Here is a 21,319-nt window from a genome sequence, read left to right on the forward strand (position 1 = left end):
GTTGTGATGGCGAAAGAGAATAAGTGGTTATTGCGCCTGGCTCCCTGGCTGCTGCCGGCGCTGATTGTCGCGGTCTGGCAGCTTGCCTCAACCTTCGGCTGGCTCTCAAGCCGTATCTTTCCCTCGCCGGAAGGGGTGGTGGAAGCGTTCTGGACGCTGAGCGCCAGCGGTGAGTTGTGGCAGCATCTGGCGATCAGCGCCTGGCGCGCGGCAATTGGTTTCTCCATCGGCGGCAGCATTGGCCTGACGCTTGGGCTGATTAGCGGCCTCTCACGCTGGGGAGAGCGCCTGCTGGATACTTCGATTCAGATGCTGCGTAACGTGCCGCATCTGGCGCTGATCCCGCTGGTGATCTTATGGTTCGGTATTGATGAGACGGCGAAGATTTTTCTCGTCGCGCTCGGGACGCTGTTTCCGATCTATATCAACACCTGGCACGGGATCCGTAATATCGACCGCGGACTGGTGGAGATGGCGCGCAGCTATGGCCTCTCCGGCTTTGCGCTCTTCGCCCATGTGATCCTGCCCGGCGCCCTGCCGTCGATTATGGTTGGCGTGCGCTTTGCGCTCGGCCTGATGTGGCTGACGCTGATTGTCGCCGAAACCATCTCAGCGAATGCCGGTATCGGTTATCTGGCGATGAACGCGCGCGAGTTTCTGCAAACCGATGTGGTGGTGGTGGCCATCATTCTCTACGCCCTGCTCGGCAAATTGGCCGATATCAGCGCACTGGCGCTGGAGCGCCTGTGGCTGCGCTGGCACCCCGCATACCATACGAAGGAGGCGACAGCATGAATACTGCCCGACTGAATCAAGGCATCCCGCTGCTGTTAAATGGCGTCACCAAACGTTATGGCGCCAACACGGTGTTAAATGGGCTCGATCTGCATATTGCCGCCGGGCAGTTTATCGCGGTGGTGGGCCGCAGCGGCGGTGGTAAAAGCACGCTGCTGCGGCTGTTAGCCGGGCTGGAGACGCCAAACAGCGGTGAACTGCTGGCAGGCACGACGCCGCTTGCCAGCATTCAACACGATACGCGCATGATGTTTCAGGACTCACGGCTGCTGCCGTGGAAATCGGTAATCGATAATGTCGGTCTCGGGCTGAAAGGCCGCTGGCGCGAGGCAGCGGAAACCGCATTACGCTCGGTGGGGCTGGAGCAGCGCGCGGCAGAGTGGCCGGCGGCGCTCTCCGGCGGGCAAAAGCAGCGGGTTGCGCTGGCGCGCGCGCTGGTACATAAACCGGGATTGCTGCTGCTTGATGAACCGTTAGGCGCGCTGGATGCCCTCACCCGGCTGGAGATGCAGGCGTTGATCACGCAGTTGTGGCAGGAGCAGGGATTTACGGTGGTGTTGGTGACGCACGATGTCAGTGAAGCGGTAGCGATGGCAGACCGCGTGTTGCTGATTGAGGAGGGGAAAATTGGCCTCGATGTGAGTGTCGATTTGCCGCGCCCACGCCGCCTCGGCTCGGTCAGGCTGGCCGAACTGGAAGAGCAGGTGTTGAACCGCGTGATGCAGCGCGGCGAGTCCGAAAACAGCGTTGTGCCCCGAACCCGCCACGCGTGATGTTATGTGTCTTAAGTTAACGCACACCAGACCGTAGGCCCGATAAGTACAGCACCATCGGGCATCACTGCCGGATGGCGGCTAACGCCTTATCCGGCCTACAATTAAACCCATGCTCTCTTTCCGTAGGCCCGATAAGCGTAGCGCCATCGGGCATCACTGCCGGATGGCGGCTGACGCCTTATCCGGCCTACAATTAAATCCATGCTCTCTTTCCGTAGGCCCGATAAGCGCAGCGCCATCGGGCATTACTGCCGGATGGCGGCTAACGCCTTATCCGGCCGACAAAGCGCAAGCCGGATAAGGTAGGTCGTACGATTACGCCAGCGCTTTGCTGACTTTCTCATAGAGATCGCCGGAGAGATTCGGCAGCGCTTTCAGCTGTTCCAGCGCTTTACGCATCAACGCCTGACGACCTTCATCGTAACGCTTGAAGCGGATCAGCGGCTCAATCAGACGCGACGCGACCTGCGGGTTGCGGCTGTTAAGCTCCGTCAGCATTTCGGCCAGGAAGCGATATCCGCTGCCATCTTCAGCATGGAACGCCGCCGGGTTGCTGCTGGCAAATGCGCCAATCAACGAGCGGATACGGTTCGGGTTACTGAGGGTGAAAGAGCGGTGTTGCAGCAAGCCGCGCACCGTCTCCAGCACATTCGCCGCCGGGCTGGTGGCCTGCAGAATAAACCACTTATCCATCACCAGACCGTCCTGATGCCACTTGTCATCATACTCCTGCATCAGCAGATCGCGGCCAGGCAGCTGGGCGGCAACCGCCGCCGCGAGCGCAGCCAGCGCATCGGTCATATTATCCGCCTCGTGATACTGCTGGCTGACCAGTTTATCTGCCAGCTGCGCATCGCCAAAGGCGAGATAACGCAGGCAGGTGTTGCGCAGGGAGCGCTTACCAATATCCTCATGTTCCACGCGGTAGCTGTCGAGTTTGTTGGCGTTGTAGACCGCGAGGAATTCATCAGCCAGTTCAGTGGCCAGCGTGCGGGTCAGCGCTTCACGAACGGTAGCGATAGCCACCGGATCGATGATGTCGAACAACTCGGCAATCTCATTGACCGACGGCAGGGTCAGGATCTCAGCGGCAAGCGCCGGATCGATCTGCGCATCGAGCAGGATCGCGCGGAACGCATCGGCAACATGCAGCGGCAGCGAGAGCGCCAGCCCCTGCTGATGACGCGCAACGTTCAGCTTGATATGCGTCGCCAGCAGGCTTTGTGCCGCATCCCAGCGCGAGAAGTCGTTTTTCGCATGGCGCATCAGGAATGTCAGTTGCTGATCGCTCCATTTATACTCCAGCTTCACTGGTGCCGAGAAGTCACGCAGCAGCGACGGAACAGGCTGGAAGTAGACGTTATCAAACACAAAGGTCTGCTCCGTCTGCGTCACGTTCAGCACGTTGTGTACCGGGTGCCCCTCTTTCTGCAGCGGGATCACCTTCCCTTCGTTATCGTAAAGTTCGATATCAAACGGAATATGCAGCGGCAGCTTCTCCTGCTGCTCCGCCGTTGGCGGCGTGCGCTGGCTGATGGTCAGCGTGTACTGCTCGGTATTCGGGTTGTAATCATCCTGCACCGAGACAATCGGCGTGCCGGCCTGGCTGTACCAACGGCGGAAATGGGAGAGATCGATATTGGACGCATCTTCCATCGCCTGCACAAAATCATCACAGGTCGCCGCGCTGCCGTCATGGCGCTCAAAATAGAGCTGCATCCCTTTCTGGAAGTTCTCTTCACCCAGCAGGGTGTGCAGCATACGGATCACTTCCGCCCCTTTTTCGTACACCGTCAGGGTGTAGAAGTTATTCATCTCAATAACTTTTTCAGGGCGAATCGGGTGCGCCATCGGGCTGGCATCTTCGGCGAACTGCATGCCGCGCATGGTGCGCACATTATTAATGCGGTTAACGGCGCGGGAGCCGAGATCGGAGCTGAACTCCTGATCGCGGAACACTGTCAGCCCCTCTTTCAGGCTCAGCTGGAACCAGTCGCGGCAGGTAACACGGTTACCGGTCCAGTTATGGAAATATTCATGCCCAATCACGCGCTCAATATCGAGATAGTCTTTATCGGTCGCGGTATCGGTACGAGCGAGAACATATTTGGAGTTGAAGATGTTCAACCCTTTGTTCTCCATCGCGCCCATATTGAAGAAGTCGACGGCGACGATCATATAGATGTCGAGATCGTACTCCAGGCCGAAACGCTGCTCGTCCCACTTCATTGAGTTTTTCAGCGAGGTCATCGCCCACGGCGCGCGATCGAGATTCCCGCGATCGACATAAAGCTCCAGCGCCACTTCACGACCGGAACGGGTAGTAAAGGTATCGCGCAACACGTCAAAATCACCGGCCACCAGCGCAAAGAGGTAGCAGGGTTTCGGGAACGGATCCTGCCACTGCACCCAGTGGCGGCCATTTTCCAGCTCGCCCTGATCGACACGGTTGCCGTTAGAGAGCAGGAACGGGTAGCGGGTTTTATCGGCAATCAGTTTGGTAGTAAAGCGCGCCAGCACATCCGGGCGATCGAGATACCAGGTGATATGACGGAACCCTTCCGCTTCACACTGGGTACAGAGCGCTTCACCGGATTGATAGAGCCCTTCGAGCGCGGTGTTCGCCGCCGGGCTGATCTCGTTAACGATGCGTAAGGTAAAACGATCCGGCAGACCGTCGATCACCAGCTGACCGCCCTCTTCTTTATAGTTCGTCCAGGGTTGGTCATTAATATGCAGGGAGATCAGGGTCAGATCGCCGCCATCCAGGCGCAGCGGCGCAGCAGATGCGCTTTGGCGTGACACGTTGCTCAGCGCGGTGACGACGGTTTTCGCGGCGTCAAGGTCGAAGGTCAAGTCAATATCACTAATCAGGTAGTCCGGCGCACGGTAGTCGTGGCGGTATTTGGCTTGTGGCTGTTGTGTCATAAAAAACCTTTAGCATCTTCTGTTGGTTACGGTTCCAGTCTATTCCGGTTGCTACAAACGCGCCACGCAGAATGTTTATCTTTTCAGAGGGAAAAGCTCTGTCTGCTACATTTTTATAACAGTGGGCACGAAAAGCCATCGACCCTTTTCCGACGATATGGTGTGATGGGGTTCACTAAATGAGTAAACAAGGTATACTCCAGCGACTTACTTGCTTTGTTTAATCTACTAAACGCTCCTGTAAGAGGATGCTACTGCGCGCCATGACTCAACTCGCTTTTTCTGGTCTGCAAACGCTGCTGGATACCGATGCCTACAAACTGCACATGCAGCAAGCGGTGTTCCATCACTACTATGATGTGCATGTCTCGGCGGAATTTCGCTGTCGCGGCGACGACCTGCTGGGCATTTATGCCGACGCGATCCGCGAGCAGGTTGATGCGATGCGCCATCTGCGCTTGCAGGAGGACGAATTCCTCTGGCTCTCCGGCCTGCCCTTCTTCAAACCCGACTACCTAGCCTGGCTGCGTAACTTCCGTTACGATCCGCAGCAGGTCACCATCAGCAACGATAATGGCAAGCTCTCGATTCGCCTCTCCGGCCCGTGGCGCGAGGTGATTATGTGGGAAGTGCCGCTGCTGGCGCTGATCAGCGAAGTGGTGCACCGCTGCCGCTCGCCTGAAGCGGGCGTCCAGCAGGCCCTGCTGCATCTGGAGAATAAACTGGAAGATTTCGCTGCGCGCACCGCGTCGCTGGATATGTCCGGTTTCCGGCTGATGGACTTCGGCACCCGCCGCCGCTTCTCTGCCGATGTTCAGCAGGCGATTGTTGAGCGGCTTAAACAGGAGCCGTGGTTCGTTGGCACCAGTAATTACGATCTCGCCCGTCGCCTGTCGCTGACGCCGATGGGTACGCAGGCCCATGAGTGGTTCCAGGCGCATCAGCAAATTAGCCCCGATCTGGCGACCAGCCAGCGTGCCGCGCTGGCTGCCTGGCTTGCTGAGTACCCGGATAAACTGGGCATCGCCCTGACGGATTGCATCACCATGGATGCTTTCCTGCGCGATTTCGGCCCGGAGTTCGCGACCCGCTATCAGGGGCTGCGCCATGATTCTGGCGATCCCGTTGAGTGGGGCGAGAAAGCGATTGCTCATTATGAAAAGCTCGGAATCGACCCGCTGTCGAAAACGCTGGTCTTCTCCGATAACCTCGATCTCAATAAAGCGCTGGATCTCTACCGCCATTTCGCCTCGCGTATCCAGCTTGGCTTCGGCATCGGCACGCGACTTACCTGCGATATTCCGGGCGTTAAGCCGCTCAATATCGTCATTAAGCTGGTGGAGTGTAACGGTAAACCGGTGGCGAAATTATCCGATAGCCCTGGAAAAACGATTTGCCACGACAAAGCGTTTGTCCGCGCGCTGCGCGAGGCCTTCGACTTGCCTCAGGTGCGAAAGGCGAGTTAATCATCAGGGAGCCAGCCGGCTCCCTTTTTTCATGACAAATTATTAATGCTGCCTGCGAATTCTGCTTGTCTGATGGCGCTCGCCAGGTAACATAGGTGATCCCGCCCATTTCGGGTGGACAAGTGTTTATTTTTTCCGACTATTAATAGAGAGAATATTATGAGCGTTGTGCCTGTAGCCGACGTATTCCATGGTCGCGTTGCCGTTGACAGTGAAGTGACGGTTCGCGGATGGGTGCGCACCCGCCGAGATTCTAAAGCTGGTATCTCCTTCCTCGCCGTTTATGACGGCTCCTGCTTTAATCCTGTACAGGCCGTTATTAATAATTCTCTGCCCAATTACAATGATGACGTTTTGCATCTGACCACCGGTTGCTCGGTTGTGGTTACCGGCAAAGTTGTGGCCTCGCCGGGCGAAGGTCAGAGCCTGGAGATCCAGGCAACATCCGTCGAAGTGACCGGCTGGGTTGAAGATCCGGATACCTACCCGATGGCGGCAAAACGTCACAGCATCGAATATCTGCGTGAAGTCGCACACCTGCGCCCGCGCACCAACCTGATCGGTGCCGTCGCGCGCGTTCGTCATACGCTGGCGCAGGCGCTGCACCGCTTCTTTGACGAGCAGGGCTTCTTCTGGGTCTCTTCTCCGCTGATCACCGCCTCCGATACCGAAGGCGCTGGCGAAATGTTCCGCGTCTCGACGCTGGATATGGAAAATCTGCCGCGTAACGCTGAAGGCAAAGTTGATTACGATAAAGACTTCTTCGGTAAAGAGGCGTTCCTGACGGTTTCCGGTCAGTTGAACGCAGAGACTTATGCCTGCGCGCTCTCAAAGGTTTATACCTTTGGCCCGACTTTCCGCGCGGAAAACTCCAACACCAGCCGCCACCTGGCGGAGTTCTGGATGCTGGAGCCGGAGATCGCCTTTGCTAACCTCGACGATAACGCCCGTCTGGCTGAAGCGATGCTGAAGTATGCCTTTAAAGCAGTGCTGGAAGAGCGTCTGGACGATCTGCAATTCTTCGCTGAACGCGTTGATAAAGATGCTATCGGTCGTCTTGAGCGCTTTATCGCGGCTGACTTCGCGCAGGTCGATTACACCGATGCGGTAGCCATCCTTGAGAAGTGCGGTGAGAAGTTCGAAAACCCGGTTTACTGGGGTGTCGATCTCGCTTCTGAACACGAACGCTATCTGGCTGAGAAGCACTTCAAAGCGCCTGTCGTTGTTAAAAACTACCCGAAAGAGATTAAAGCGTTCTATATGCGCCTTAATGATGACGGTAAAACCGTGGCAGCGATGGACGTGCTGGCACCAGGCATTGGCGAAATCATCGGTGGCTCGCAGCGTGAAGAGCGTCTCGACGTGCTGGACGCGCGTATGGCTGAAATGGGCCTCAATAAAGAGGACTACTGGTGGTATCGCGATCTGCGCCGCTACGGCACCGTACCGCACGCCGGTTTTGGTCTCGGCTTTGAACGTCTGATCGCCTACGTCACTGGTGTGCAGAACGTCCGCGACGTGATCCCGTTCCCGCGTACGCCGCGCAACGCAACCTTCTGATTGCGTCAATGTCAAACAAGGCCAGCATAATAGCTGGCCTTTTTATTATCTGCTGTCAACTTTTGTTAACGCCATCACACTTTATCCCGCCAGATAGATCGCCCTTTATACGTTTCTTTGCGTTTTTTTACGCCTGAATTGCTTCGCAACAAAAATCACGACCGTGAATATTTCAAAGTGTTTCATTAGGATGATTAGCACATTTGGTTAAAATTAGCACAGCTATCTGGACGTCTAAACTCAAATATAAGAAAAAGCCTTATCTGCCGCTTTTGTGCATAAGGTATGCCTTTATCTCAATTAAACATAAGTAATTCATATAAATAGGAAAGGTAGCGCTGATTTTTTAAGCGGCAGATGCGGAAGTTAGAGATGGTTCACAAAGTTCCGTCAAATACACAAATTATTACACAATATTTCTTCTTGTTACCTCTTTAAGACATTTGTAGCACTTTCACGCTAGCGAAACGTTTACTTGTTTGGAAAGATGCCTCTCAGACACAGAAAGACACCAAACTCTCATCTGTAGTTCCGTAAATTTTTTTTGACGGATTTACACGGCGGCAGTGGCAGGTGTCCAAAAAAAACCAATGAGGGTAATAAATAATGATGAAGCGCAATATCCTGGCAGTGGTTATCCCTGCCCTGCTCGTAGCGGGCGCAGCTAACGCTGCTGAGATCTATAACAAAGATGGCAACAAAGTTGATCTGTACGGTAAAGCTGTAGGCCGTCATGTTTTCACCACTACTGGTGATAACAGCTCCAACGGCGATGCCAGCTACGCTCAGCTTGGTTTCAAAGGCGAAACGCAAATCAATAGCGACCTCACTGGCTACGGTCAATGGGAATACCGTGTCAGCGCAGCTCGTGCTGAAGGTGAGCAGCAGAATGGCAACACTCGTCTGGCATTTGCTGGCCTGAAAGTTGCTAATGCAGGCTCCCTGGATTACGGCCGTAACTACGGCGTTGTGTATGACGTTGAGTCTTACACCGATATGGCCCCATACTTCTCGGGCGAAACCTGGGGTGGCGCATACACCGATAACTTCCTGACCAGCCGTGCTGGTAGCGTCCTGACTTACCGTAATTCCGATTTCTTTGGTCTGGTCGATGGCCTCGCTCTGGCTGTTCAGTATCAGGCTAAAAACGAAGATAACCACAGCCTCATCGCACAGAACGGCGACGGCGTAGGTTACTCTTTAGCCTATGACTTTGCAGAAGGTTTCGGCGTTTCTGCTTCTTATGCAAATTCAGACCGCACTACCGCTCAGGAAGCTGATGGTAACGGTAAAAATGCAGAAGTTTGGGCTGTTGGCGCGAAATACGACGCTAACAATATCTACCTGGCAACTGTTTATTCAGAAACCCGTAACCTGAGCATCGTACAGAGCAGCCTCGTCGGGACTGAGTTCGCTAACAAAACCACCAACTTCGAAGCTATCGCTCAATACCAGTTCGATTTCGGTCTGCGTCCGAGCCTGTCCTATGTACAGAGCAAAGGCAAGGGTCTGAACGGCGGGGAAAGCAGTGCGGATCTGGCTAAATACATCGAAGCTGGCGTAACGTACTACTTCAACAAGAACATGAACGTGTTCCTGGATTACCGTTTCAACCTGCTTGATACCAACGAATACTCCAGCAGCTACGTGGGTACCGACGATCAGGCAGCTGTAGGTCTGACCTACCAGTTCTAATCAGTCACCCTCGACTGTTATAGGCATTTAAAACAGGGCTCCGGCCCTGTTTTTTTATGCCTGCGGCAAAAAGCGCGACGACTTTTGAAAAGCGTCGCGCTTTTTATTGCAAACGGTTGGCAATTCCCCTGCCAGCCGTTAACCTGATAACGGAATTCCCTTCTGTCATCAAAATGGAACCTCGTCATGTTTGAGAATATTACCGCTGCCCCTGCCGACCCTATTCTGGGCCTGGCCGATCTGTTTCGCGCCGATGAACGCCCGCACAAAATTAACTTAGGCATCGGTGTCTATAAAGATGAAACCGGTAAGACGCCGGTGCTGACCAGCGTGAAGAAAGCAGAGCTCTATCTGCTGGAAAACGAAGCCACCAAAAACTACCTCGGCATCGACGGCATTCCAGAATTTGGCCGCTGCACCCAGGAGTTACTCTTCGGCAAAGGCAGCGCCATTATCAATGACAAACGCGCACGGACGGCACAAACCCCAGGCGGCACCGGTGGTCTGCGCGTTGCCGCAGATTTCCTCGCCAAAAACACCAGCGTAAAACGCGTCTGGGTCAGCAACCCGAGCTGGCCGAACCACAAAGGCGTGTTTAACTCTGCCGGCCTGGAAGTGTGCGAATACGCTTACTACGATGCACAGAACCATACCCTCGATTTTGAAGGCCTGCTGGCCAGCCTTGAGCAGGCGCAGGCGGGTGACGTGGTGCTGTTCCACGGCTGCTGCCACAACCCGACCGGTATCGATCCGACGCTGGAGCAGTGGGAGACGCTGGCGAAGCGCTCTGTAGAGAAAGGTTGGCTGCCGCTATTCGATTTCGCCTATCAGGGCTTCGCTCGCGGTCTGGAAGAGGATGCTGAGGGGCTGCGTGCCTTCGCTGCGCTGCATAAAGAGCTGCTGGTCGCCAGTTCCTACTCGAAAAACTTCGGCCTCTACAACGAGCGTGTAGGTGCCTGTACGCTGGTCTGCGCCGATGCAGATACCGCCGACCGCGCATTCAGCCAGATGAAATCGGTGATCCGCGCAAACTACTCCAACCCGCCAGCCCACGGCGCGTCGGTAGTTGCCACCATCCTCAGCAATACCGCTCTGCGCGCGATCTGGGAGCAGGAGCTGACCGATATGCGCCAGCGCATCCAGCGTATGCGTCTGCTGTTTGTGAATACGTTGCAGGAGAAAGGCGCGAACCGCGACTTTAGCTTTATCACTCGCCAGAATGGCATGTTCTCATTCAGCGGCCTGACTAAAGAGCAGGTGTTGCGCTTGCGTGAAGAGTTCGGCATCTATGCCGTGGCTTCCGGGCGCATCAACGTGGCCGGCATGACGCCGGACAATATGGCCCCGCTGTGCGAGGCGATTGTCGCCGTCCTGTAAGCCAGACGCAGGAAAGTAAAAAGGGTCGCTTACGCGACCCTTTTTTGTTTACCACACCGGTTGTTCATCCTGCAGGAACGGGTTGTGCAACCGCTCATTCCCCAATGTCGAGAGTGGCCCGTGACCCGGAATAAAGGTCACGTCATCACCAAGCGGCAACAGCTTATGCTTGATGGAGTGAATCAGTTGCGCGTGATCCCCTTTCGGGAAATCGCTGCGTCCTACGCCGCCTTTAAAGACCACGTCGCCCGAGATCAGCAAACGTGACTGCGCGTCAAAAAAGACGATATGCCCCGGTGTATGTCCCGGACAGTGCAGCACCTGCAGGCTGATATTGCCTACGGCTACGCTGTCGCCTTCATTCAACCAACGATCGGGCGTCAGCGGCTGGCAATCTTCGAGGCCAAACATGCGGCTCTGCGCCGGTAATCCCTGTAGCCAGAACTCATCTTCTTTTTCCGGGCCAATAATTGGCACACCATAATGCTGCGCCAGTTCCGCCGCCGCACCAACATGATCGAGATGACCATGCGTGAGCAGGATTTGCGTCACCGTCACACCACACGCATCCACTTCCTGAATAATGCGCTCTGCGTCTCCGCCGGGATCGACCACGGCCGCGACTTGCGTCTGTTCACACCAGATTAACGAACAATTCTGGGAGAACGCGGTAACCGGAATAATACGATAGTTCATACTGCTCCTGTAGCTCAGACTGAGTTTTACCAGTGCCTTACCGGCCCGGTGTCAATATGCACAAAATTGCTTTTGGGGTAGTATCCTACACCACCCGCGCGCAGAGATAACGCAGCTTTGCGAATATTACTCAGGGAAATCCCTTCAATATGGAAATCCATCGCCTGGCCTTTGGTGTGATAGCTTTTTTTCGCTACACCGCGGCTATGAGCGCGCAGCTCATTGTTAGTATCAACAGAGCGATAACCGGAGATCAGTTGGACAGGTTTATTAGTGCCTAACAGGCCTTGCAGGCGGAACAGGTGATCAAATAGCTGAGGATCCATGCGCGTAATTTTATTTGCGCGGTAATCACGGAAGAAATGGTTGAGTTTTGCTAATTCATCCTGAATATAGCCTCTACCATCAAAGAACTCAGCTTTAATAGACTCCCCGGTATTAAGATTATTAAGTCTTAAAATACGCGGGCGCGGCGTGGAGAGCGTCGCAAAAGCGGGGGTGGGCAGCAGAGCAACACCGAGTGTGGCTCCACCCAACGCCAGCAATTTGCGGCGATTAGCGTCAAATTTATCCATGATAATCAGATCTACAGAAAAAGTGCATTGAACGATTTTTATGCACTGCTTTAGCGCACGAGAGGCACCTTACCGGGCATCAAACGCCGCGTCAAGGCGGCCTCTCCCCAGCAATCCCGGGCTCTGTAGCCTGAACTACCCGGGAATTGCCTGTCACTATGACAACGGAAAATCGCAAACTGCTTCATTTACCTGATTAATTTTTCAGCTTTCGCCAGAACAAGCGCACCGGTGCGCGCCGTCAGATCATAATTGTAAATATCTGTGCGGTATTGCGTGCGTCCATCAGCCCCAACAAACGCGGTCAAATAGTAAAGATTGACCGGAATATCGTGGCGAATATTCACGTAACGCGTATCGCCCTGCTTTAACGCATCCGAAATACGCGTATCGCTCCAGCCCGCATCCTGCAACAGCATATTGGCAAGCTCAGAGGATTTATTCACCCTCACGCAGCCGGAGCTGAGCGCACGGGCCTGTTTCTGGAACAGAGCGTGGTTCGGCGTGTCATGCAGGTAAATCGCGTCAGAACTCGGCATATTGAACTTATAACGCCCAAGCGAGTTGGTTACGCCAGGCGCCTGCTGGAAACGGAAAGGCAAGTTGGATGGCGTAATCGTCGCCCAGTCGACCATTGTGGGATCGATCGGCTCTTTGCTGTTCCAGCCGCGCAGCACGGTGTAACCATGGCGCTCAAGGTAGGTGGGATCGTTCCACAGCTTCGGCAGGATATCTTTGCGCGCCAGCGTCGGCGGCACGTTCCACGGCGGGTTAACCACAACGTTGTTAAGCGCGCTGCTCATCATCGGCGTTTTGCGGTCCGGGCGACCGACGATCACTCTCGACGACAGCACTTCATTGCCATTGAGGTAGTAGACCAGCGAATACTCCGGAATGTTGACCATAATACCGGTCGAGAGCGTCGAGGGCAGCAGGCGCAGACGCTGGATATTGAGCGCCAGCAGACCGGCGCGCTGCGCAGGCGTGACGTTCAGCCAGTCGCGCGTGCTTTTACCGATCACGCCATCAGCATGTAAACCCTGCCAGGCCTGAAAACGTTTTACCGCCTCAACCAGCGTGCGGTCATAGGCCTCGCGCGCGGCGGGCTTTTTCTTAGGTGCAGGCTCTGCCGACGGGCTGACCGCAGCATTGCCATCCGGCAGCGCAATCTCCGCGCCGCTCTCCAGCATGCCGTTGCGCTGCAGGATCTCACGCAGCGCCGGAACGTCATTGCTCCACTGCCCCGGGCGCAGCGATGCTGTGCCGGTCATCTCAGGCCACGGGCGTGAATCCGCCACCAGCGTCAGCAAGGATTGATGCATCGCCGCATATTGCGGGTGATGCGGGGCCAGCGTGGAAATAAAAGCTGGCAGCGAGCCGTTATCCAGCGCGGATTGCCACTGGTTGATGACTGAAATAGCAGGCGTCGCGAGTGCATAAGGTTTATCGCTGTAGAGCCAGCGCTGGCCTTTCGCCTGAATACCGGCCACGAATTGCAGGTAACCCATCATCGCGTCGGAGAGGACAACATCCCGCGCCATGCCGGTCACATCCGGATTGGTCAGCAGTTCGACCCAGGTAGTGAACTGCGGTTGAAAGCCGCCAATGGCCACTTCCGCCAGCTGCTGCTGGAAAGCCTGAACCGCCTCGCGGTTCTCCCACATCGGCTTCTGGCCGCGCGCGGCATAGAGTGCCGCAAGCTGATCCATATACGCAGGCGTCCAGTTTGCCGGCAGCTGAGATTGCAGCTGTGCCCGCACGTCGGCAACCGAGACACCATTCGGATAGGGTTTCACACCGATCATCATCGCCGTCGCCGGAGATTGCTCCAGCGGCTGCGGCAATACGGTCGGCTGATCTCCCGGCGTCGCCGAGGTGTCAACCGGTACAACTTCAGGTTCATCGGCCTGCGCATTAAACAGCGGAGCGAATGCGAATGCCAGGCACAAACTCAACGCCGACATTCGACGACCATACGACTTCAAAAGCAACATCCCTGCCCCCTGTTCTCACCTTGCATGTGACTGAATGTCACCTTTTTCTCAGTATATAAAGACAAAAAAACATTTGTCTGACCTACTGTAAAGAAGTTTAAAGATTAAACGCCGACTGGCAATCTTTTTCAGAAAACAAAAAGAGCGGCACTGAGGCCGCTCTTTATTATTGTGCTGTAATTACGAGACCTCCGCCGTCCCGGGGAGCGTTTCCGGCAGCTGCGGGGCAAAGCCACGCAGGCCAACAACATGCACATGCTCCTGATTCTGCACCACTTTACGCACCAGCTTGTAGGTGGTGCCTTTCTCCGGGCTGATATTCTCCGGCGCCGCGATAATCAGCTGCATCTCCAGACGCTCGCACAACTCGAACAGCGTGGCGATAGAGCGGGCATCAAGACGCGCAGCTTCATCAAGGAACAGCAGGCGACAAGGCGAGATATCTTTACCGCGCAGGCGACGGGCTTCATCTTCCCAGCTCTGCACCACCATCACCAGAATCGACATCCCGGTACCGATCGCTTCCCCGGTCGATAGCGCACCCGACTCGGCGCGCAGCCAGCCGTCGGAGCCACGGTTAACTTCCACTTCCATCTCCAGATAGTTGCGGTAGTCGAGCAGCTCTTCGCCAATGGTCTGTGGCGTACGCTGACCCATATCGATTTGCGGGTTGAGGCGCTGATAGAGCTTCGCCAGCGCTTCCGAGAAGGTCAGGCGGCTGCTGTTAAACAGATCCTGATGCTGCTCGTGCTGCTCTGACAGCACATTCAGCAGCGTGGCGTGGGTTTCCCGCACGTTCACGTTTAAGCGCACGCTGTTGACCTGGCCGAACGAGACGCTCTGCAAGCCCTGGTTGAGCATGCGGATACGGTTCTGCTCGCGCTGAATGGTTTTGCGAATAATATTCGCCACGCTGCGGGAGCTGATCGCCAGCTTCTGCTCGCGGGAGGTGAGCTCTTCCGTCAGGCGGCTCAGCTCAATCTCCATCTGCTCAATCGCTTCGACCGGATCGTCGGTGCGAATAATATCCTGACGGATACGCTCGCGCAGATGCTGGTAGACCGCGACAAAGAACTGGATCTTGCGCTCCGGGCGTTTCGGATCTTCCGACATGCGCAGCACATCGCGCAGGTGTTCATTATCTGATACCGCCAGGCGCAGCGCACCAAGGGCCTTATCCGACATAGAGCGCAGCTCGTCCGCAGAGAGGTAGGCCAGCTCGCGGCGGTGGAGACGACGCTCAACGCCGTTATCTTTCACCATGCGCATCACCGCGCACCAGCCCGCTTTCGCACTCACCACCTGCTCACGCATTTCGTGATAATCGCGCTCCAGACGGCGTAACTTGCGCGTCAGGTTATCCATCTCGGCTTCGCAGAAGGTGAGCGCTTTTTCCAGCTGATTGCGGCGCGAGCGATTACCGGAGAGCTGGGCATGCAGTTCGTCACGACGCTGACGCGCCCGCTCCTCTGCCCCGCTGTCGGCGCGCACGCCGATATCCTGTAACTCTTTTTGCAGGTCGTTAAGCAGCTCTTTTTTGGTGTCAAACGAACTCTTCAGCGAAGCGAGTACCTGGTTGTACTGGCCGTACTGCGCGGCATGGCTGCGCATCGCTTCGCGCGCGCGGGTACGCTCCGCTTCAGCCTGCTCGAGGCGCTGGCGCAGCTTCTCGTTGAGATCGTTATTGCCGTTAAACATCTCGGCGGAATCGGAGTAGCTGAAGTGCGCCCGGCGCTGAACCACTTCCGCCAGCGCGAAGGCCTGCTGGCGCGCATCACGCTGCACCTGCTGCGAGGCGGCGTAATCAGCTTTAAGTTGTTCAAACTGCTCGGGATCGCTCTGCAACACAGAAACCATCGGCTCAAGCTTCGCCAGCTGATTGCCGAACTGCTGAATAAAGCGCGCGGCTTCCTGCGCTTCATCCAGCCGCTCCTGGATCTCATCGACGCGATCGGCGAGGGTATCATCCGCCAGCAGGCTCAGGCGCGGCAGCAAGCGGTTAAGCTGGGCCACGCCCTCTTTCGCCTGCTCAAACTGAACGCGATTCTGCTGGTTATCATTTTCATGATTACTGATCGCCCGCTCAAGCTCGCCGCGGCGGCTGTTGAGGCTGCGGATTTCCGCTTCCGGATCGTCGTCAAACGCCACGCCAATATGGCTGCCGATAAAGCGGCTAAAGGCCTGGTGCAGGCGCTGGGTTTTCTGTACGTCAAACGACAGGGTGGCGAAACGTTCCGCCAGCGTTTCCCGCTCGGCGTGCAGGCTTTCAATCCGGCTTTCACGCGCGGCGCGGCCAAAGATCGGCAGCGTCGGGAAGCGGGAGTAACGCCACTGGCGGTCGGCGATTTTCACCACTACCGCTTTTTCCAGCTCATCCACGCTGAAGACGCTGTCATCGAAGGATTGCGGATCCCCTTCGATCAAGTAGAGATCTTCCGGGCAATCCTCCAGCCCTTCGAGCATCCCCGCGACCAGCGAGAGATCCGGCACCACGATAGCGTGGCGTGACGGGCCATACAGCGCCGAGTAGTAAGGGGCATCTTCAAGGCTGACGTCATCATAGATTTCAGAGAGCAGGACGCCGCCAAAGCGTTCGGCCAGCGCATTGAGGCGCTGATCTTCCGCACCGCCCGGCTGGCTTAAACGCTCGATCTCATCATCGACCGCGCGCTTACGTGCGCCAATCTCATCGCGCTCAACGATAGCTTCGCGCTCGCGCTCCAGCAGCTGTTGCAGATACTCGGTAACGTCCTGGCTCGATTCAAACTGCTCGCCGCTCTGTTCACACAGTTGCGACAGGCTGTTCTGTGCCGCCAGCCAGATCGGCGCGCGTTTAGTAAGGGTCTGAATGCGCGACTGTAACTGCTCCAGCTCCTGGCGCAGCGCCATACGCTGCTCACCGGCGGCAGAAACGTTGTCTGAAAGCGCGGCAATCTGCGCTTCCAGCTGTTGATGCAACGCTTCCAGCTCATCGGCATCAATCTGTTTGCCCTGGCGTTTGCAGAACTCCGCCAACAGGCGCTCGGCGTCCTGCTGCTCGCGCAGGCGCTGCTCCAGCTCCGTCAGGCGCATGCGCAGCGGCTGAACCTGCTCCGCCAGATGGCGCTGGTTAACCGCATCGCGCAGTAATTCACGCGCCACGCTCCAGGCTTCATTGCGCGCCAGCGGGCCATTAATGGCGGCTACGAGTTGATAGGCCTGCTCAAACTGGCTGTGCGCCGTTTGCGCGACGCTGATTTTTTGATCCAGCGACAGCAGTTTCTCGGTTGCTTCCTGCTCTTTCGCCTGGAAGGTCTCGAGCCACTCATCGGCGCTCTCAATGGTCAGATCCGGTAGATGGCAGAGCGTTTTCGCCCGCTCCAGCGCCTGCAAAGCCTGGTTGTACTGGATCGCACGGGTTTGCTGAACGTCCAGCGCCTGCTGGTAATCCGCAAGCTGGTTTTTCAGCTCATCCACTTCCAGCTCGGCCGCTTCGGCGCGGGCTTCGTTATCTTCCTGGCGCTCGGCGGCTTCCGCCACCACTTCCTGCTGCTCTTCGAGGCGGATCTGCAACTCTTCTAGATCGGCTTCGTAGCGCTCAATTTTTTCCTGCTGACGCAGCGCGGTCTGCACGAGGTTTAAGTGATCGCTGGCGGCCTGATAATCAGCCTCCAGATCCCCTTCCGCACCGCTATGTTCCGCCAGCTCGCGCGCCATATCGACATGCTTATACTGCTCGGCGGCCAGCTGTTTGCGCGAGGTAAAGAGATCGCGGCGATACTCCAGCGCTTTATCCAGATGCACCCGGCGTTCGTTGGCATGGCGCATATAGTCCGCCGCCACATAGTCGGTGGCTTCGCTGATCAGGTGTTTAAACAGATCGCGGTCGGACTGGGTAACGCGGATCGCCTCCAGCGTCATGCGGTTTTCGCGCAGCGCCGCTTCCATATCCTGGAACGCTTTACGCACGCCGCTGTTTTCCGGCAGCAGGTAGTCGCGCAGGGAGCGCGTAATGGCGCTGGAGATCCCGCCGTAGAGCGAGGCTTCAATCAGGCGGTAGAACTTGCTGCGATCGGAGGCTGAACGCAGGCGACGCGCCACAATCCCCAGATCGAACATCAGCGAGTGGTAATCGGTGATGGAGTTGAACTGCTTAAACTGCACCCCTTCCATCGCGTCGAGTTTATCTTTCACTTCCTGCAGCGTCAGGACACGCGCCTGGCGCTCATTGAGGGTTTCCGTCAGCAGCTGCGTTGGCAGCACCGAAGTTGGCAAGCCCTGAATGGCAAAAGGTTTAATATCCACTTTGCGATCGCGACCGGCGACCTGCTGCAAACGCACGCCAACCAGCACGCGCTGGTTGCGGGAGTTGATCACATCCAGCACCGAATAACAGACGCCGGCTTTCAGTTTGCCGTGCAGACCCTTATCGCGTGAGCCTGAAGTTGCGCCCGCTTCGGTGGTGTTACGGAAGTGCAGCAGCGTCAGATCCGGGATCAGCGCCGTGACAAACGCCGCCATGGTGGTCGATTTCCCGGCTCCGTTACCGCCTGAAAGGGTGGTGACCAGCTCGTCGAGATCAAAGGTGCGGGCAAAAAAGCCGTTCCAGTTAATCAGCGTAAGCGAACGAAATTTACCGCGATCAATCATTACTCATCCTCCGAGCTGTCCGGCTGGTTCTCTTCAGGCTCATCATTGAGCTGCAGGTGATTTTCCACAGGCATCGCTTCACCGTCACGGATCATGCGCAGCTGCGCTTCACGCGCATCGTCACCCGAACGCACATCGGCCCCGAAGCGGAACACCGATTCGGTGATGCGGAACTTGCTGCTGTCATTGCCCATAAACCAGATCATGCCGAGACGGCGTAGACGGTTGAGGGAAGAGCGCACCTTTTCCTGCAGCTTCTGACGGTCGAGATCGGAGCCGGTTGAGCGGTTGTTCACCAGCTTCAACAGCTTGTTTTCATCCGCCAGCGACAGCAGCTCGTCATAGAGCTCCTGCTGGGTAAAAATCCCCTCGTTAGCCAGACGCTCCGGGCTGAGATAGAGGTAGCACAGAATTTTGCCGACCATCATATCCAGCTCAGAGAGCACCGAGCGCGGGATCAGGGTGGTGGAGCGCGGGCGCAGATAGAAGAAACCTTCCGGTGCGCGAATCAGCTCCACGTTATAACGGGCGTAAAACTCCTCGAGATACTCCTGGAAATCCATCAAAAAGGCGTGATTATCCAGCTCGTCGAGGCCAATATGCCGCCCTGAGCGCAGTGCGCTATCCAGCGCCGGAAACAGCGGGTTTGCCAACGCTTGTGCCAGTTTAACCGGCATCACTTGTTCAATATTTGTCGATGACATGCGCCTGTACCTTGGCTCCGTAATCATTAATCGGCTGCCATTTCGGTGGCAGGCCGGTGAAATCTGCTTGCGCTACGCCGAGGCGTACCGCCTGATCAACTACGATGCGCGCGATGTCAAAATGACGCGCACGCGGGTATTGCGCCAGATACTCACGGGCCACAAGGCCGAGATCGAGCGGCACACCTTTGGTTTTATAGATAGCCAGCTGCTGTTCGATCAGCGCCGCGAGCTGTTCGCGAATCTCGTTAAACTCCTCGAACTCCATCTCGCTCGGCAACTCACCGGTCACCTCTTCGTCGCGCAGCGCCATCTCTTCATCGCGCATATCCAGCAAACGATCGGCGCTGGCGTGGGTTAATGCCCACGGCGCGTCGAAATAGCTCTGCACCGACTGGCGCAAACGCTGGGCAAAAACGCGGTTTTTATCCATATCAATCGCGGTACGGATAAATTTATGCACGTGGCGGTCATAACCGATCCACAGGTCGATAGACTGCTGCCCCCAGCTGACAATACGGTCGAGCTTGCTTTGCAGGTTAAAGACCAGCTGATCGAGGAACTCGAGATCGTCGCGCCCCATCGTCGCTTCCTGGATACTCAACAAGTTGGTTTGCAACTTATCACCGGCCGCTTCGAGCGTATCCTGCAGTTCGCGCAGCGTTCCGGAGGTTTCAGAGAGCAGTAGCTCACAGCTGGATATAGCGGCGCGCCAGTCCTTGTTCAGCAACTGGGCGATATCATCTTTCACCTGCTGCTGCTGCTCATCCATGATGCGCTGCGTGAGATCGATGCTGTCGAAAATCTCTGCAACAGAGTATTTCAGCGGCGCAAAGACGTTACGGTGCCAGTGAAACTCATCCCCGCCCTCTTCTGCCGCATCGGCGGCGCGCTTCAACTCAGCCGCCACAATAGAGAGCTGCATTGAGAGACGCAGCGTGGAGAACTCGCGCTGGCGAATATAGTAATCGGTAATACCGATGCCCAGCGGCGTCAGGCGGTAGATGGCGTTGCCCTCTGCCTGCTCGCTGGTAAAGCGGTTCAACAAACGCTGGCGCACCATATCGTTAATCGCGTTGTTCGCACGCTGGTTAACGGTTTCGCTGGTTTGCTCAAACGCTTCACTCACATGACGAAAGGCATCCACCAGCTCGCCTTCACTCATTTCGCCATCAAGACGCTCGCCGTTAAGGGTGGCGACAGCCAGCAAAAAGGAGAGCCTGTCGACCGGCAGCGAGATGGAGAAATCATTTTTTCTGGCCCAGGCAACCAGTTCGGGGACTGTCTGGGAAAATTCACTCATCGTTTGTCCTTCCATCGATTTGCGGCTTACGGGCTGTCACATGGATATAACGGCCGAGGCTAATATAGGGTTCCTGCCGGCAGTAGCGGGTTTCCAGCTCCAGCAGCATCTCGAAACTACGCTGCTGCTGAGTTTTGTCGCGCAGATAGTCATGGAAAACACGCACACCGGTTTTGCCGGTTATCTGCCAGCCAATCTGCTCAAGCCAGCGGTAAACCTCGGCAGGCGCACGCGGGTGATCCGGGGAGAGCGTACGCTTCTTCCGCTTCGGCATTCCCACCTGCACATAGTCAAAGTTCCCTGCCACCATGTTATGCATCAGCAGGCCGTCAGCATTGTAAAACATCAGCGACAGCGCACCGCCCGGCCTTAATACCGACCACAATTTTTGCAGCACGGCGACGGGATCGGCGACCCATTCAAGAACCGCATGGAACAATATCAGATCAACCGGCGATGCCAAATGCTGAGCAATATCCTGAACCGGGCAGTGTACAAAATGCATGTTACCGCTGACGCCTTTCTCTTCCGCCGCGGCCTGCGCGCGTTTAAGCATCTCCAGGGACACATCGCAGAGGGTCACATGGTGACCAAGCTGCGCCATACGGATCGCCGTTTGCCCCTCACCGCCGCCCGCGTCAAGCACGTGCAACGGGCCGTCATTCATTTCTGCCAGTAATATATCAAGATCCTGCCACAGGATCGCCTGACGCAGCAGACCTTTTGTCGTGCCGTAAATGTTGCGCGAGAATTTCTCGGCGATATCGTCGAAATTGCGATCCTGCATGGCCGCCCTACGCTCCTGGCAAAAGCGCTATTTT

General features: G+C 56.3%; 14 protein-coding genes. 6 read left to right on the forward strand and 8 right to left on the reverse strand.

What is annotated here, in order from left to right; translation table 11 throughout:
* Window positions 1-6: 6 nt before the first annotated feature.
* Both ssuC and ssuB read left to right on the forward strand, forming a co-directional pair.
* Window positions 7-795, forward strand: coding sequence for an aliphatic sulfonate ABC transporter permease SsuC (ssuC, locus tag EH164_RS14500; RefSeq protein WP_042716665.1), 789 nt, complete (start codon window positions 7-9; stop codon window positions 793-795).
* Complete coding sequence (gene ssuB / locus EH164_RS14505) at window positions 792-1,568, forward strand: aliphatic sulfonates ABC transporter ATP-binding protein (RefSeq protein ID WP_124968837.1); 777 nt, start codon at window positions 792-794, stop codon at window positions 1,566-1,568. The genes ssuC and ssuB overlap by 4 nt, the downstream gene beginning before the upstream one ends.
* Before the next feature lie 318 nt (window positions 1,569-1,886).
* Here ssuB and pepN read toward each other — a convergent pair whose 3' ends face one another.
* Window positions 1,887-4,499 carry an aminopeptidase N gene (pepN, locus tag EH164_RS14515; RefSeq protein WP_124968841.1) on the reverse strand — a complete coding sequence of 871 codons (2,613 nt, stop codon included), beginning with the start codon at window positions 4,497-4,499 and terminating at the stop codon, window positions 1,887-1,889.
* A 263-nt stretch (window positions 4,500-4,762) separates the two neighbouring features.
* Here pepN and pncB point away from each other — a divergent pair, with 263 nt between their 5' ends.
* The 4 genes from pncB (at window position 4,763) to EH164_RS14540 (ending at window position 10,597) form a co-directional block, all read left to right on the forward strand.
* The gene (pncB, locus tag EH164_RS14525) at window positions 4,763-5,965 is read left to right on the forward strand and encodes a nicotinate phosphoribosyltransferase (RefSeq protein WP_124968846.1); all 1,203 of its coding nucleotides are present in this window, start codon (window positions 4,763-4,765) and stop codon (window positions 5,963-5,965) included.
* Window positions 5,966-6,124: 159 nt separating this feature from the next.
* Window positions 6,125-7,525, forward strand: a complete 1,401-nt coding sequence (gene asnS, locus EH164_RS14530) for an asparagine--tRNA ligase (protein WP_023481622.1) — start codon at window positions 6,125-6,127, stop codon at window positions 7,523-7,525.
* Between the two features lie 606 nt (window positions 7,526-8,131).
* On the forward strand, window positions 8,132-9,220 hold the full coding sequence (locus EH164_RS14535; protein ID WP_124968848.1) for a porin: 1,089 nt from the start codon (window positions 8,132-8,134) through the stop codon (window positions 9,218-9,220).
* Window positions 9,221-9,406: 186 nt separating this feature from the next.
* The gene (locus EH164_RS14540) at window positions 9,407-10,597 is read left to right on the forward strand and encodes an amino acid aminotransferase (RefSeq protein WP_054803099.1); all 1,191 of its coding nucleotides are present in this window, start codon (window positions 9,407-9,409) and stop codon (window positions 10,595-10,597) included.
* Between the two features lie 48 nt (window positions 10,598-10,645).
* Here EH164_RS14540 and EH164_RS14545 read toward each other — a convergent pair whose 3' ends face one another.
* From EH164_RS14545 to cmoM, 7 genes are all read right to left on the reverse strand, one after another.
* Window positions 10,646-11,293, reverse strand: coding sequence for an MBL fold metallo-hydrolase (locus EH164_RS14545; RefSeq protein ID WP_023481588.1), 648 nt, complete (start codon window positions 11,291-11,293; stop codon window positions 10,646-10,648).
* Window positions 11,294-11,319: 26 nt separating this feature from the next.
* Window positions 11,320-11,868 (reverse strand): YcbK family protein, encoded by a 549-nt coding sequence (locus EH164_RS14550; protein ID WP_124968849.1) that lies wholly within the window; start codon window positions 11,866-11,868, stop codon window positions 11,320-11,322.
* Window positions 11,869-12,056: 188 nt separating this feature from the next.
* Window positions 12,057-13,862, reverse strand: a complete 1,806-nt coding sequence (gene ldtD, locus EH164_RS14555) for a L,D-transpeptidase (RefSeq protein WP_124968851.1) — start codon at window positions 13,860-13,862, stop codon at window positions 12,057-12,059.
* Window positions 13,863-14,042: 180 nt separating this feature from the next.
* On the reverse strand, window positions 14,043-18,491 hold the full coding sequence (gene mukB / locus EH164_RS14560; protein ID WP_124968853.1) for a chromosome partition protein MukB: 4,449 nt from the start codon (window positions 18,489-18,491) through the stop codon (window positions 14,043-14,045).
* A complete protein-coding gene (gene mukE, locus EH164_RS14565) occupies window positions 18,491-19,195 on the reverse strand; it encodes a chromosome partition protein MukE (protein ID WP_023481680.1) in 705 nt (234 codons plus the stop codon). The genes mukB and mukE overlap by 1 nt, the downstream gene beginning before the upstream one ends.
* Entirely contained in the window at window positions 19,176-20,498 is a 1,323-nt protein-coding gene (mukF, locus tag EH164_RS14570) for a chromosome partition protein MukF (protein ID WP_023481712.1), read from the reverse strand. The genes mukE and mukF overlap by 20 nt, the downstream gene beginning before the upstream one ends.
* Window positions 20,491-21,285 (reverse strand): tRNA uridine 5-oxyacetic acid(34) methyltransferase CmoM, encoded by a 795-nt coding sequence (cmoM, locus tag EH164_RS14575; RefSeq protein ID WP_124968855.1) that lies wholly within the window; start codon window positions 21,283-21,285, stop codon window positions 20,491-20,493. Before cmoM ends, mukF begins: the two co-directional genes overlap by 8 nt.
* Window positions 21,286-21,319 lie beyond the last annotated feature (34 nt).

The organism is Kosakonia sp. CCTCC M2018092, assembly GCF_003864115.1.
GTDB classification, from domain to species: Bacteria; Pseudomonadota; Gammaproteobacteria; order Enterobacterales; family Enterobacteriaceae; genus Kosakonia; species Kosakonia cowanii.

Excerpts from the sequence above, each read along its gene's own strand:
- ssuC (WP_042716665.1), top strand. The coding sequence starts at position 7 with ATGGCGAAAGAGAATAAGTGGTTATTGCGCCTGGCTCCCTGGCTGCTG.
- ssuB (WP_124968837.1), top strand. The coding sequence starts at position 792 with ATGAATACTGCCCGACTGAATCAAGGCATCCCGCTGCTGTTAAATGGC.
- pepN (WP_124968841.1), bottom strand. The coding sequence starts at position 4,499 with ATGACACAACAGCCACAAGCCAAATACCGCCACGACTACCGTGCGCCG.
- pncB (WP_124968846.1), top strand. The coding sequence starts at position 4,763 with ATGACTCAACTCGCTTTTTCTGGTCTGCAAACGCTGCTGGATACCGAT.
- asnS (WP_023481622.1), top strand. The coding sequence starts at position 6,125 with ATGAGCGTTGTGCCTGTAGCCGACGTATTCCATGGTCGCGTTGCCGTT.
- EH164_RS14535 (WP_124968848.1), top strand. The coding sequence starts at position 8,132 with ATGATGAAGCGCAATATCCTGGCAGTGGTTATCCCTGCCCTGCTCGTA.
- EH164_RS14540 (WP_054803099.1), top strand. The coding sequence starts at position 9,407 with ATGTTTGAGAATATTACCGCTGCCCCTGCCGACCCTATTCTGGGCCTG.
- EH164_RS14545 (WP_023481588.1), bottom strand. The coding sequence starts at position 11,293 with ATGAACTATCGTATTATTCCGGTTACCGCGTTCTCCCAGAATTGTTCG.
- EH164_RS14550 (WP_124968849.1), bottom strand. The coding sequence starts at position 11,868 with ATGGATAAATTTGACGCTAATCGCCGCAAATTGCTGGCGTTGGGTGGA.
- ldtD (WP_124968851.1), bottom strand. The coding sequence starts at position 13,862 with ATGTTGCTTTTGAAGTCGTATGGTCGTCGAATGTCGGCGTTGAGTTTG.
- mukB (WP_124968853.1), bottom strand. The coding sequence starts at position 18,491 with ATGATTGATCGCGGTAAATTTCGTTCGCTTACGCTGATTAACTGGAAC.
- mukE (WP_023481680.1), bottom strand. The coding sequence starts at position 19,195 with ATGTCATCGACAAATATTGAACAAGTGATGCCGGTTAAACTGGCACAA.
- mukF (WP_023481712.1), bottom strand. The coding sequence starts at position 20,498 with ATGAGTGAATTTTCCCAGACAGTCCCCGAACTGGTTGCCTGGGCCAGA.
- cmoM (WP_124968855.1), bottom strand. The coding sequence starts at position 21,285 with ATGCAGGATCGCAATTTCGACGATATCGCCGAGAAATTCTCGCGCAAC.